The 13,165-nt window shown below is 58.0% G+C and carries 13 protein-coding genes; 9 read left to right on the top strand and 4 right to left on the bottom strand.

Annotated features, from left to right (window positions below; all coding sequences use genetic code 11):
• Positions 1-183: 183 nt before the first annotated feature.
• A complete protein-coding gene (locus AC5P8U_RS17180) occupies positions 184-825 on the bottom strand; it encodes a DUF1629 domain-containing protein (RefSeq protein ID WP_151354663.1) in 642 nt (213 codons plus the stop codon).
• Between the two features lie 198 nt (positions 826-1,023).
• Here AC5P8U_RS17180 and AC5P8U_RS17175 point away from each other — a divergent pair, with 198 nt between their 5' ends.
• The 8 genes from AC5P8U_RS17175 (at position 1,024) to AC5P8U_RS17140 (ending at position 7,807) form a co-directional block, all read left to right on the top strand.
• Positions 1,024-1,239 (top strand): hypothetical protein, encoded by a 216-nt coding sequence (locus AC5P8U_RS17175; RefSeq protein ID WP_447897010.1) that lies wholly within the window; start codon positions 1,024-1,026, stop codon positions 1,237-1,239.
• A gap of 487 nt (positions 1,240-1,726) precedes the next feature.
• Positions 1,727-2,095 carry a hypothetical protein gene (locus AC5P8U_RS17170; RefSeq protein WP_151354661.1) on the top strand — a complete coding sequence of 123 codons (369 nt, stop codon included), beginning with the start codon at positions 1,727-1,729 and terminating at the stop codon, positions 2,093-2,095.
• 584 nt (positions 2,096-2,679) lie between these two features.
• Positions 2,680-3,477 carry an HNH endonuclease gene (locus AC5P8U_RS17165; RefSeq protein WP_495214239.1) on the top strand — a complete coding sequence of 266 codons (798 nt, stop codon included), beginning with the start codon at positions 2,680-2,682 and terminating at the stop codon, positions 3,475-3,477.
• A 124-nt stretch (positions 3,478-3,601) separates the two neighbouring features.
• On the top strand, positions 3,602-3,832 hold the full coding sequence (locus AC5P8U_RS17160; protein ID WP_227838124.1) for a helix-turn-helix domain-containing protein: 231 nt from the start codon (positions 3,602-3,604) through the stop codon (positions 3,830-3,832).
• Between the two features lie 60 nt (positions 3,833-3,892).
• The gene (locus AC5P8U_RS17155) at positions 3,893-5,107 is read left to right on the top strand and encodes a DNA cytosine methyltransferase (protein ID WP_151354658.1); all 1,215 of its coding nucleotides are present in this window, start codon (positions 3,893-3,895) and stop codon (positions 5,105-5,107) included.
• A complete protein-coding gene (locus AC5P8U_RS17150; protein WP_151354657.1) occupies positions 5,104-5,754 on the top strand; it encodes an Eco29kI family restriction endonuclease in 651 nt (216 codons plus the stop codon). The genes AC5P8U_RS17155 and AC5P8U_RS17150 overlap by 4 nt, the downstream gene beginning before the upstream one ends.
• 107 nt (positions 5,755-5,861) lie before the next feature.
• Positions 5,862-6,716 (top strand): FRG domain-containing protein, encoded by an 855-nt coding sequence (locus AC5P8U_RS17145; RefSeq protein WP_329916012.1) that lies wholly within the window; start codon positions 5,862-5,864, stop codon positions 6,714-6,716.
• Positions 6,713-7,807, top strand: coding sequence for a DUF262 domain-containing protein (locus AC5P8U_RS17140; protein WP_151354655.1), 1,095 nt, complete (start codon positions 6,713-6,715; stop codon positions 7,805-7,807). Before AC5P8U_RS17145 ends, AC5P8U_RS17140 begins: the two co-directional genes overlap by 4 nt.
• Before the next feature lie 125 nt (positions 7,808-7,932).
• Here the strand turns inward: AC5P8U_RS17140 and AC5P8U_RS17135 are convergent, their stop codons facing one another.
• Genes AC5P8U_RS17135 through aceE form a run of 3 tightly spaced genes read right to left on the bottom strand, consistent with a single transcriptional unit; the run spans position 7,933 to position 12,051 of the window.
• On the bottom strand, positions 7,933-8,370 hold the full coding sequence (locus AC5P8U_RS17135; protein WP_151354654.1) for a hypothetical protein: 438 nt from the start codon (positions 8,368-8,370) through the stop codon (positions 7,933-7,935).
• The gene (locus tag AC5P8U_RS17130; RefSeq protein WP_329916011.1) at positions 8,367-9,314 is read right to left on the bottom strand and encodes a ParA family protein; all 948 of its coding nucleotides are present in this window, start codon (positions 9,312-9,314) and stop codon (positions 8,367-8,369) included. The genes AC5P8U_RS17135 and AC5P8U_RS17130 overlap by 4 nt, the downstream gene beginning before the upstream one ends.
• A 49-nt stretch (positions 9,315-9,363) precedes the next feature.
• Positions 9,364-12,051 carry a pyruvate dehydrogenase (acetyl-transferring), homodimeric type gene (aceE, locus tag AC5P8U_RS17125; RefSeq protein WP_012478970.1) on the bottom strand — a complete coding sequence of 896 codons (2,688 nt, stop codon included), beginning with the start codon at positions 12,049-12,051 and terminating at the stop codon, positions 9,364-9,366.
• Positions 12,052-12,595: 544 nt separating this feature from the next.
• On the opposite strand from aceE, the gene AC5P8U_RS17120 reads away from it, so the two are divergent.
• Entirely contained in the window at positions 12,596-13,156 is a 561-nt protein-coding gene (locus AC5P8U_RS17120) for a PadR family transcriptional regulator (RefSeq protein WP_072167692.1), read from the top strand.
• The last annotated feature ends 9 nt before the right edge of the window (positions 13,157-13,165 follow it).

Here is a 13,165-nt window from a genome sequence, read left to right as displayed (position 1 = left end):
ATCGAAGTCGCTCGTAAGCTGCTACGCGGACCTTCCACCGCACGAGGCAGTCCTGGTGTTCGACAGCAACTACGACCTGCAGCTGGACGATGGGCGGTGGCTACAGTCGGGCCTGCCTGACTGAACCGTGCGGCCGTTCAACACGTCGCAGCTGGTTTGCCGTCAGTTGTCTGCTCCCCAAGGTCAGATTTCCGCAGCATCCACGAACGAGATGCCGCTATCCCGAGGATTCGTGGGAAGCCCCGCCGCGCGAACTGCATCAACAAACTCGCGGCTCGCGATCACGAAGGTGCTGAATGGAGTCAGAAAGACATGCGCATCTCGCACCACTTCAGAGCGAATGGCCAGACTCGCCCCGCCTGCAATCGAATAGAACTTTCCGTTGACGAAGTCCTCATCGACCTCGATATCCAGCCTTGAACGCTCCTCGTCTATCGCGTCCAGTTCACGCACCACGTCGCACAGGAAACGCCGTGGCATAGCTGTGCCATCGGCCAGGCGGACATCACACTCAACAAAGTCGAACGCATGCGGATCCACAGAATTCATCACCTGCCATAGCCGTTCCGAGACGAGCCAGTACCCGCTGAAGCCGCCCTCCAGGTCACGGGGCTCAGGCCCCTTGGAAGCATCGAAGACGATGCGCGGCTTCTCGCGAAGCGCCGGAAACCCGCCGTTGTCCGGGCGCAGAATAATGCGCGGTGGATCGAGCAACACCGACAGGTTCTCAACCTCGGCGCCCCGGAAAGGACGGCTGCTTTCCAGATCGGGTGAGAACAAGTAGAACTGGCCCGCTTGAGGGCCTTGGGTGGGGCTTCGCTTCATCGCCTACGTCCCTGGATTCCCTTCAATGACACCGCAGTTGAAGCTTACCCCTCTTGGCATGGTCGTTTCGAGGCAGATGCGACAGGCTCACGGTTTCCGCTGATCCTATCCACTGATGACTGAGAGGCAGATCCTACCCTCCATCGCATCCTCTGAGATGGAGACAGCCCATTCTCCCTCCTCCACTGGAGGATGCCCATGACCAGGATCGACCCCGCATGGCTGGAAGCCTTCGACAAGGAGCTCCTCCACCTGTTCGCCATCGACCACCGCGATGCCGGCATGGATGAGTACCTGCTGGGCTGCTACGCAGACCTTCCACCGCGAGAAGCAGCACTGGCGTTCGGCAGCGACTACGACCTGGAGCGCGACGATGCGCTGTGGCCACGGCCTGACGTGGCGCTGCGAAGTTAAGCCGTGTCGCAATCGGCATGCTGCGCGAATGGGCGCCGTGGGCTACGTGTCGCTTTTGGGATCCCGAACAGCTGCAAACCGTGCTTTTCAATGCGCATTCGGGCGGTAACTTAACACCGGCCGAAACCACTGCACCGCAAGGGTTCTGCCACGCGTGCGCCATGCAACAATGCCGTAAGCGTCAGCATTTGCGGCCTCTGCGGCCTACGGTTTCTTGGCATCTCGCAACCATGCGAGTACACCTTGGCATGCCACCTCGCACTAGGTGGCGCGGGACTCGAAAACCCGTCTGAATACCCAGTGCTTTGCGCTTGCCAGTCGGCGTCATCCTCGGATGGCGCCGGCTGGCAATCCGTTCGCGATCCATGGCGGGCGGTGCGTGGGGGTCCTCGGACCCGCCGGATTGGGTATTCACCGGTTTTCGAGACACGCACCGTCCGCCGCCTTTATCGGTGGCGCTGCTATCTGTCCTGTACGGAGCACTGCCATGAACACATCGGACTTCCGTTCCCTGCACGCGCAGTACGATCCGGACAACGCCGAACCCGAGCGCGAACCGTCCGTCGATCCCAACGCCTTTGTCGCCACGCTGCGCCGCATCGGATCTGGTGCGGCTGCGGATGGCCAGCCTTGGCCGGAACGGCATCAACTGCCTGGGAGGTGCCTTCAGTTGGCGGACGCGGATTGCGCGCTGGCGGGCCTGCGTGTGGTGGCGGAGCTGATGCTGGCCGCAGAGCGGACCCGGCAGAACGGTGCGCCCGAGGAGTACCTGGGGGATCGGGTAATGGAGGGGTTGAAGTTGGCGTGTGTGGCGTTGACTGCGCAGGTGACTGAGCGATTGCATGTGCGGGAGTAGCCCCCAAGGCTTGAACCTCAAGCAGTAGGCTGCAGGCTGTCGCCACAGCCCCATTATCCGTTCGCCTCTGATCTGCAGGACTTCCAATGAAGTCTCTGACGTACGCAGTACTGTGTTTGGCAGCGCTGATTGGCTCAGCGCTCGCCCACTTCCACTTGCCCAAAGGCGATTTGGAGCTGAAGACCTACCCCAAGGTCTCGGCTACCGAATTTTCTGTCATACGCCAGGAAGCCCTAAGCCTAGCGGCTGAAGATGCAACGCTCGGTGCCGGACGCTTTGAAGCAAGGTACTTCGAGCTCACTTGCCGAGGTGAGCCCGCTCTGCTGGTGGACAATTCCTCATCACAGTTGCTCATCCTAGGTTTCATGGGCCAAGCCAATGAGAGGCCTTGCGTTCAACCTCTACTCCAGCGCTGGAGTAGCCGACTACTTCCGGCCGATTAGGGCTTTGCAACTGAACTCCACATACGAGACGCGTCGACGGGCCTGAACAGGCTGCGATTTGCGCCGACACACTGCGCTCCTTCGCCTCAAGCTATTAGCGCCTCATTGTGTCGTTTACGGCATACTTTTCCCAGGAGCGCCATGCGCGGTCGACGACGGGGGAAGGGTGTGAGCAGGTGGACTGACGACGAACTGGCCGCTGCCGTCGAGGCGTATCGCCAAATGGAGGCGCGTCTCGCCGATGGATTGACCCTTGAGAAGGCAAGGGTCTATCGGGAACTGGCTACCCGGCACGGACGCACGTCCAAGGCCTGGGAGTACCGCATGCAGAACATCTCTCATGTTCTAGATCAGGCAGGTAGGCCCTGGCTACCCGGACTTCTTCCAGCATCGAACGTGGGTGCAAAGGTTGAGCCGAAACTGGCCAAGCTCCTCGGACTCTCCGGTGAGACGCTCACGTCGGTCTCTGGTCCTACAAGGGAACTGTTGGAGCAGGAGGCCAAAGCGGCGGAGGCATCTGGCAGTTACTCCCCAGCGGACGAGGTGGACGAGAGGCAGCGTGTGCTGGCAGCTATCGTTCGGCGCCGCGGGCAGCCTGCCTTCCGTAAGGCACTGCTGGACGCATACGGCGGTCGGTGTGCGATGACTGGGTGCGATGTGGTCGATGCGCTTGAGGCGGCCCACATCCGCCCCTATTCCGGCCAGTCGAGTAGCGTGGTCAGCAACGGTCTTCTATTGCGCGCAGACGTTCATACCCTTTTTGACCTCTACCTTATCGCCGTGGACCCGGTGTCCCGGCAGGTGTCCTTGGCCCCTGCATTGCGCCAATCAAGCTATAGCGACCTTGTCGGCAAGGAACTGGCGTCTCCAGCATCAGCGACACTTTCGGCCAGCCCTGACTCGCTAGCCTGGCACCGATCACAATGTGCCTGGGCGTAGGGCTCCCCCGCCTGGTTGTCTCAGCTCCTGAGACACCAGAGGGAGATCCTTCCCGTCCGGATTTCACTTGCCTCACTTGACGTATAGATCAATAATTGGGGCGTATCGAATACGGAAGCCGGGCGTGACAACCCTCCAAGAACTAGGCTGTCAGGTAGCTGCTAGGCGTAAGCAGCTGGGCTTGAAGCAGATCGACGTAGCGAAGACCAGCGGCGTAACTGCTGAACTGCTTTCACGATTCGAAAGGGGTCGCCTTTCTGAGCTCGGCAGCAGAAAGCTGATTGCAGTGTTGTCGGCTTTGGGCATGGAAATCTCACTCAGCACGACGCCATCCTTCATTTCGGAAGAAGGATGATCGCGTCCAAATCTATGTGGACCGTTGGTCCAATCAAGCAAAATTCACTGGAGTACTGGAATGAGATCGGTTGAGCTTTTCGCAGGAGCCGGCGGTTTGGCCATGGGATGCGAAATTGCCGGTTTCGAGCACTTGGCCGTGGTCGAATGGGACAAGTGGGCGTGTGACACGGTCCGCGAGAATCAACGGCGCGACTATCCCCTTGTTCGTGGCTGGACCCTTCATGAAGGTGATGTCCGATCATTCGACTGGTCCTCCATCCCGCAGGACATTGAGCTTTTGGCTGGAGGCCCCCCCTGCCAGCCATTCTCCATTGGCGGCAAACATAAGGCGCATGAAGACGGACGGGACATGTTCCCGGCGACTGTCGAGATCATCAGGCAACTGCGACCGAAGGCCTTCATTGTTGAGAACGTGAAGGGACTGACTCGCGCCAAGTTCTCGAATTACTTCCATTACATTCAACTGCAGTTGGAGTTCCCGGATGTCCCTCCCCGCAAGGATGAGGACTGGTCAGATCACCTTGCGCGCCTTCAAGTAGAGAAGACTTCGGGAAAGCGGAAGGGCAAGGGTCACACCTACAACGTCATTCCTACGCTGGTGAACGCTGCGAACTTCGGCGTTCCCCAGAAGCGTGAGCGCGTGTTCCTGGTGGGCTTCAGAGACGATCTGGGCGTGGAATGGTCGTTCCCGCATGAAACCCATAGCTACGATGCTCTTCTGCATGATCAATGGGTGACCGGGGTCTACTGGAAGCGTCACGGCATACGTCAGCCCAAGATGCCTGCAAAACTGGCAGCTCGGGTCGCCAAGTTGCAGCAGTTCCGTACGATGCTGCCGACGCAGGCATGGCGGACGGTTCGGGACGCGCTGCAGGGGCTGCCAGATCCCGAAAGCCGCGAAGCCAAGAAGTTCGCAAATCACGTCTATCAGGCCGGTGCACGCTCTTACCCGGGTCACACTGGCAGTCCACTCGATTTGCCGGCGAAGACGCTTAAGGCTGGTGGCCACGGCGTGCCGGGCGGCGAGAACATGCTAGTGAAGGATGACGGCTCGGTACGCTACTTCACCATTCGAGAGAGCGCTCGAATCCAGACGTTCCCCGATGGATTCCAGTTCCATGGCAGTTGGTCGGAAACCATGCGGCAGCTTGGGAATGCAGTCCCCGTACTGCTGGGGCAGCGGGTCGCGGCAAGTGTTGCGGAGCAGCTCGCGATTGCGGGACTGTCGCAAATGGCCAAGAATGAAGCAAACACCAAAAGAAAGCGCGCATGACGGCCAAAGTAATTCCGTTCAATCCACTGGATAAGAAGAACCTTGGCGCTAGCGTCGCCGAGGCATTGCTTACTAAGGAAGTGCACCCCCTCGGCGAGCTATCGCCGTTCGATGGCGCGGGCATTTATGCCATCTATTACACAGGCGACTTCGAAGCTTACGAGCAAATCGCCCGGCTCAACAACGATGGAAAGTTCATGCTACCCATCTACGTGGGGAAGGCTGTTCCAGCTGGCGCTCGTATGGGGGCAGGCTCCGACGTTCCGCCTGGCAAGGTGCTATTTAAGAGGCTTAGGGAGCACGCGGACAGCATTAAGGCCGCGACGAATCTGAGCATCGAGGACTTCTTCTGCCGATTCCTCGTTGTCGATGACATCTGGATTCCACTCGGCGAGTCCCTAATCATCTCGCGATTCACACCTGTGTGGAATTCACTGATTGATGGATTTGGAAACCATAATCCTGGCAAGGGACGGCATGCTGGGATGCGCCCTCGCTGGGATGTCCTGCATCCAGGACGCGAATGGGCACAGCGGCTGGCAGAGCGGCCCGAATCGCAATTGCGAGTGGCTGAGGATGCCGCCACATATCTGCGTATTTTGCCCGCTTGTCTTTCAGACAAATTCATCGACGCAGAGGGGGCTTAACTTTTCGAGAATTCACGGCAAAACCATGAATTAAGTGATTCAACAGTAAAAAGCGTTCATCCACAAGAAGACTGCAAGGCTTACAAGAACTAATTCGGGGGGCATGGATGTCTGCTGTGAATGTATTTCAAGTTGACACGGTTTGGCAGTTTTCGAAGGCAGTTGAGGACCTTCTAGAGGCAACAAGAAAGCGAACCGGCTGTACAACAGATCAGAATTGGTATCGCGGCCATGGAAGAGCCGACAGCTTTGTGCTGAAGCCTACGCTTTATCGCCACCCGGTAAGAGATGACCTCGAATCACTATTGAATCTTGAAACTGAATTGGTGAACGCCTTTATGAGTCACCATCTCCTGCACAGCTTTAGCTCTACAGGAGACCAGCCTGGCAAGATGAATACCCTCTTCTATATGCAGCACTACGGGGTACCGACTCGGCTACTAGACTGGACAAACAATCCACTCATCGCACTCTATTTCGCAGTTTCAGATGCGCGAATTGATAAAGCAACTGGGGCCTATCCCGAAGGCGTAGCTGTTTGGGTACTTGACCCTGCCACTTGGAACATAACCGCCCTCGAGGGCCTTCGCCCTCCGCGCGGGGCATTAAACTCTGGCGAGCAGAGCCTTGAATCATATATCCCGAGATCACCCTGGACAGCCTCTGATCGAAAGGGCATGTATAAGGAGCCAGTGGCTATAACTGGCGGCGCAAATACACATCGAATGCTTGCGCAAAGGGGGGTCTTTACTATTTTCGGCTCCGACATCCGCGAAATGGACACTCTTTACGATGTGAATGGTTATGGCGAAGGATGTCTAACTAAAATTTTCATCCCACCAGAGCGAATAGAGTCAGTACTGTCCACCCTTCATGCTATGGGGTATACAGACTCGGTCGCCTATCCAGACCTACACGGATTGGCAATGGAACTTAAGCGACTGAATGGATTTAATCTATGAGCTATATACAGATCGGACAGCACCCGCCCAAGCCACTGCGCTGGTGGTTCGAGCAGTTACTTGCTGGCAATCTCGACATGGATCCACCATACCAGAGAAAGTCTGACATTTGGTCAAAGCAAAAAATGGCTCATTTGATAGACTCTTTAATTAATGACTTTGATGTGCCAAAGTTCTATGTCGTGGACTTTGCACGCGCCAGATCGCCACTGAATGTCAATAAGAAGCCATACGCAATTGTGGATGGCAAGCAGCGCCTTGGCGCCATTTTTGATTTTATGCTTGATAACCTCCGCCTGAACAGGTCAAGCCGGTGGCTTGAGAATCCGGACGAAGAAATCAAGGGGCTTAATTTCTCGGATCTCCGGGAGAGGTTCCCAGCTCTTGCTTCGAAGATTGAGGCATTTGAACCAGTAGTCATGAGCATTGCGACTGATGACGATGCCAAGATCTATGAGATGTTTGTGCGACTAAACAGCGGTGAAGCGGCGAACGGTGCAGAAAAGAGAAATGCGCGCCCGGGCCCCATTCCAATAATCATTCGCCAGCTTACAGCTCATCCGTTTTTCTCCAACCGAGTCCGATTTAACAGACGAAGGATGCAGGAATTCAATCTTGCCGGAAAGCTGTTGCTTATTGAGAATAGCGAAGGCTTTGTTGATACAAAAGCGACCAATCTCGACAAGCTCGTTGAAGCTTCTGCCACAATCCTCCAAAACGCCGACTCAAAGAATCGCAAAGACGTTATTTCCAAGTTTGACGACCTCCAAGAGCGAACGCTTGCCAATCTCGAGCTTCTTGCCGATGTGTTCCAGGAGTCCGACGCTCTTCTAGCTAGAGCGGGAAATATTCCTGTCTACTATTGGGTGGTTCGGCAGCATCCAGAAGTGGTGGACAATCTACGCGACTTCCTAATCACATTTGAGGCTAAAGTTCTAGATGCGATGAGGGCTGCCGCGAAGGGACAGGCAGCCGATCCAGTGCTAACTCAGTACTACACTTTCTCTAGATCGACAAATGACCAGGCCAGTCTAAGGGGGCGATATTCGATCATTTCTTCAGCCCTTCGGATTCAACGGCTAATAAACTAAATCCCCTTTTGAAGGGCCGCAGCCTTCATTGGGTTGCGGCCCTTCTCGTTAGAACCGGGAAAATTCTATCCTTATAACACATAATCAGGCATATAACCTAAAGTCACCTGACAGCATGAATTGCACTACTCAATGCTCTTTTTCGCCGCAGCATCGATAACTCGATGAATTCTTTCGTTCTCAATAAGATTCATCAGCTTTGCAACAAGGAATTCAATCCGCGGGAAGCTACGCATAGACCCAAGCGGGACACCGAATCTTCTATTTGCGAGAGTTTCGAGCTGACGGCGAGTAAGTACTCCGGACGCAATCAGCGTCTCGAGTTCATCAAGGGGAAGTTTGGCTAACCTATCGCTCCCCCCTACATCAACCGAACGAGACATCCTACGCGTAACTACCTTCTCGATTTCATCCCTAGACGTCTTTGCCAGGTATCGCGAGAGTGCATCAAGAGCCTCGAGAAGCTCCCGCCCCTCCGGCCCATCAGAGACTAAGGGTTCGACAGCCCGCAAGTACTGTGCGATCTGCTTGTATGGATTGCCCTCAGCTAATTTTCTCTTCACACCGAATCAATCCTGTTCTTTAGCTCAGTACAGATCGAGGTCATCATCGATTTAACCTTTAACTTTGCATTCCCACCCCAGAAGTTCCAAACCGGCCAGCCGGCGTTAATAGCCTCCGGAACCCCGATGTAGTGACGCCCCACCTCCTGGGTCACAGAGTTACCCCATCGCGAGCGCAAAGCCGCCAGCTGCTCAGTATGAATATTGGTCATTCCTGAAGCAGCATTCCCAGCAGTTTTAATCAATGATGGCACTATCGCAGCCATCGCGGTTTTCTCTCGGTAGGCTGCCGGAACTTCGCCCGCCGGGACTTGAGCCACATTTCTGAGGTATATAAGCTTCTCGTCGATCTTCTTAGAGACGAGACTCTGGAAGTGAGTAACTCCGCGACTGGAAAGCTCGTCAGGAATGACTGGAACTATGTAGCAATCACTTGCTATCAACGCGTTCTGGCTAACAATCTTTGTAGCCGGCGGGCAGTCAAAGAGCACGTAATCATATTTCTGACTAGCATTAATACTATCGAGCCAAGATGCAATCAAGGTTCGCTTTTCCCAGTCAGATAGTGCAGCGATACCATATGTAGTCGATGCGAGATCGATCTCCGTATCGTCAAGCTCGAACTGCGCCGAGACGAAATCTAGACTGGGATAAAGATTTGAACTGCCATTCCTTTGATGAAAAACGTTCTTTACGATGATCTCATCGCCGGGCATCGATACCTTTCTATTTACGAAAGACTGAAAAATCCGGTTAACGGTCATTCCAGCCGCTACTTGCTTTTCCCAAAGCCGCTGCCCCATGACCACAATCGACAGGCTGGACTGGTGATCGACATCGATCACCAGTACTCTCGACGTCTTCGCAAGATAGCAAGCCAAATGGAGAGTCAGCGTAGTTTTGCTGACCCCCCCTTTGAAATTTATTATCGACGCAGATCTCACCACTTAACTCCTTTTAGTGCGATGAAATATCTAGTTAAAAAGTTAGAGATCAAACCCCAACAGGATTAGCCTTCTCCGGATCAATCTTGTACTGCTTGATCGCCCGGGCCACATCCTTCGCGGTCATCTTCCCTTCCTTCGCCAGCGCCGCAATCGCGGCATGCGCGATGTAGTAGCGATCCACCTCGAAGAACCGGCGCAGGTTCGCACGCGTATCCGAACGACCGAAACCATCCGTACCCAGCACGGTGTACGACATCGGCACGAACGCACGAATCTGGTCCGCATACGCACGCACGTAGTCGGTGGCGGCAATCGCCGGGCCCTGGCGACCTTCCAGCAGCTCGGTCACGTAGGCCTTGCGCTGCTCACCTTCCGGATGCAGGCGGTTGGCACGTTCCACGTCGAAACCATCGCGACGCAGTTCGTTGAAGCTCGGGCAGCTCCAGATATCGGCGGTCACGCCGAAGTCCTTGTCCAGCAGCTCGGCCGCGGCAATGGCTTCGCGCAGGATGGTGCCGGAACCCAGCAGCTGCACGCGCAGCTCGCCCTTCTTCGGCTTGCCGGCGTCGGTCAGCAGGTACATGCCCTTGACGATGCCTTCGGCCGCGCCTTCCGGCATTTCCGGGTGGGTGTAGTTCTCGTTCATCAGGGTGACGTAGTAATACTCGTCCACCTGGTCTTCCATCATGCGCTTGGTGCCGTGCTGCAGGATCACCGTCACTTCAAAGCCGAAGGTCGGGTCGTAGCTGCGCACGTTGGGGATGCCACCGGCCACCAGATGGCTGAAGCCATCTTCGTGCTGCAGGCCTTCACCGTTCAGCGTGGTGCGGCCGGCGGTGCCACCCAGCAGGAAGCCGCGGGTACGCATGTCGGCGGCCTGCCAGGCGATGTCGCCCACGCGCTGGAAGCCGAACATCGAGTAGTAGATGTAGAACGGCAGCATCGGCACGTTGCTGACCGAGTAGCTGGTACCGGCGGCCATCCAGGAGCTGATCGCACCCGGCTCGCTGATGCCCTGCTGCAGCACCTGGCCGCTCTGGTCTTCGCGGTAGAACATCAGCTGGTCGGCGTCGACCGGCTTGTACTTCTGGCCGAACGGCGCGTAGATGCCGATCTGGCGGAACAAGCCTTCCATGCCGAAGGTACGGGCTTCGTCGGCCACGATCGGCACGATGTGCGGGCCCAGTTCCTTGTCACGCAGGGTGATGTTCAGGCTCTGCACGAAGGCCATGGTGGTGGAGTAGCTGCGCTCGCCGCTGCTCTTCAGCAGGCGCTCGTAGGCTTCCAGCTTCGGCGCCACGAAGGTCTTGTCGGCCTTGCGGCGGCGCTGCGGCAGGTAACCGCCCAGCGCGGCACGGCGTTCCTGCAGGTACTGCACTTCCGGCGAATCCGGGCCCGGGTGGTAGAACGGCACCTGGCCGTCGGCCAGCTGCGCGTCGGTCACCGGAATGTTGAAGCGGTCGCGGAAGTGGCGCACCGCTTCGTCGTCCAGCTTCTTGGTCTGGTGGGTCGGGTTCAGTGCCTCACCGGCGCTGCCCATGCCGTAACCCTTCACGGTCTTGGCCAGGATGACGGTCGGCATGCCCTTGGTGTTCACGGCCTGGTGGTAGGCGGCATACACCTTGTGCGGGTCGTGGCCACCACGGTTCAGGCGCCAGATGTCGTCGTCGCTCAGGCCGGCCACCATCGCAGCGGTTTCCGGGTACTTGCCGAAGAAATGCTCGCGGGTATACGCGCCGCCGAAGGCCTTGCAGTTCTGGTATTCGCCGTCGACGGTTTCCATCATCAGCTTCTTCAGGACGCCGTTGGTGTCCTTGGCCAGCAGGGCATCCCAGTAACCGCCCCACAGCAGCTTGATCACGTTCCAGCCGCCGCCACGGAACACGCCTTCCAGTTCCTGGATGATCTTGCCGTTGCCGCGCACCGGACCGTCCAGGCGCTGCAGGTTGCAGTTCACCACGAAGATCAGGTTGTCCAGGCCTTCACGGCCGGCCAGCGCGATGGCACCCAGGGTTTCCGGCTCGTCGCTCTCGCCGTCGCCGATGAAGCACCACACCTTGCGGTCGGACTTCTCGATCAGGCCACGGTTTTCCAGGTAGCGCATGAACTGCGCCTGGTAGATGGCGGCCAGCGGGCCCAGGCCCATCGACACGGTCGGGGTCTGCCAGTAGTCCGGCATCAGCCACGGGTGCGGGTACGAGGACAGGCCACCGCCGTCCACTTCCATGCGGAACTTGTCCAGCTGCTCTTCGCTGATGCGGCCTTCCAGGAAGGAACGCGCGTAGATGCCCGGGGCGCTGTGGCCCTGGATGAACAGCAGGTCGCCCGGGTGGTTTTCGCTCGGGGCGCGCCAGAAGTGGTTGAAGCCCACGTCGTACAGGGTGGCGCCGGAGGCGAACGAGGCGATGTGGCCGCCCAGGTCACCCGGCTTGCGGTTGGCGCGCACCACGGTGGCCATCGCGTTCCAGCGGATGATGGAACGGATGCGCCATTCCAGCTCGGCATTGCCCGGGCTCTTGGCCTCGAACTGCGGTTCGATGGTATTGACGTATTCGGTGGTGGGAGAGAACGGCAGGTAGGCGCCCGAACGACGGGTCAGTTCCACCATGCCTTCCAGCAGCTGATGCGCGCGCTCGGAGCCCTCGACATCAATAACGGCCTTCAACGACTCGATCCACTCCTGGGTTTCCACAGGATTCGGGTCGTTGTTCAGCACCTCGTTCAACCAGTTCATTAGCGCTCCCATAACCGCACGCACGCGCGCGACTGTTGTATAGATTTCTAGACCGCAAAGTGTAGCGCACCAAGGGCTTTCGTCACTTGGCTACGCAGGCGTATGGATGCAACCGGCCAGTGTCCGCAAGGGGCTTGCCGGGCCCGCTGATGGCCCTGCGGCGGGCCTTGGCGGCGGCGCGGGCTGTCGCTTGCGGCCGCTGCGCCCATGCGCAGGACGCAGTGTTACTGCTGCCGATGACGGTTGTAGGGCAACTCCGGCACCGCCGTAGGTGGGCGCCGGGCAGCGGTTCTGAACCGGCGACAACATGTCGCACCTGCCTCTGGATCGCTGCCAGTCGCGGGCCCAGGGTGGGTCGCGAGTGATGGGCCCGATGGCCCTGCTCCCTTCCACAGCATCGCCGGGGCGCCTCGCAGGGGGCGCCCCTTTTGCTGTGCGCACGAAGGTCCGTGGCCCAAATTGCACCTGCTTGTGGCCGGATCGGATGTTGTCGCTTTCGACATATCGATATATCGTTTGCACACTCGTTTACCGATATATCGAAATGAGCCGAAGCCCCTCTCCCAGAGCCCGTTCCACCGATTCAGCGGTGCCACGTCGCAATGGCCAGCCGCGGGTGCTCAGCCGCGGCGACCTGCGCCTGCTGGTGCTGGCCCTGATCGGCGAGCAGCCGCGCCATGGCTACGAGCTGATGCAGCTGATCAGCAACCAGTTCATGCAGGCCTACACGCCCAGCGCCGGCACCATGTACCCGCTGCTGGCCAGCTTCGAGCAGGCCGGCTGGATCGAGGCCGAGGAAGTGGATGGCAAGCGGATCTTCCGCATCACCGCTGCCGGTGAGTTCGAGCTGAAGGTGCAGCGCACCCAGGTACGCCTGGCGCAGCGACGTGCCTTCGACCGTGCCCGCGAGATCACCAAGGCCTCGCTGCCGCCGCCGCTGGCCACTGCCCTGCGCGAGTTCAAGCGGGCGCTGGTGCATCACCACGGCCGCTGGGCCGAGGGCGAGGCGGACGAAGTGGCGGCGCTGCTGACGCGGGCCTCGGCCCTGCTCAACGGTACGGCCGGTAGCGAGCAACCACCGATTTCAACGACCCAGCCAGACTGAATCCAGCCA

The organism is Stenotrophomonas sp. YJH_SMC_81, from assembly GCF_059370875.1.
This window is presented reverse-complemented; position numbering and strand designations above follow the sequence as displayed.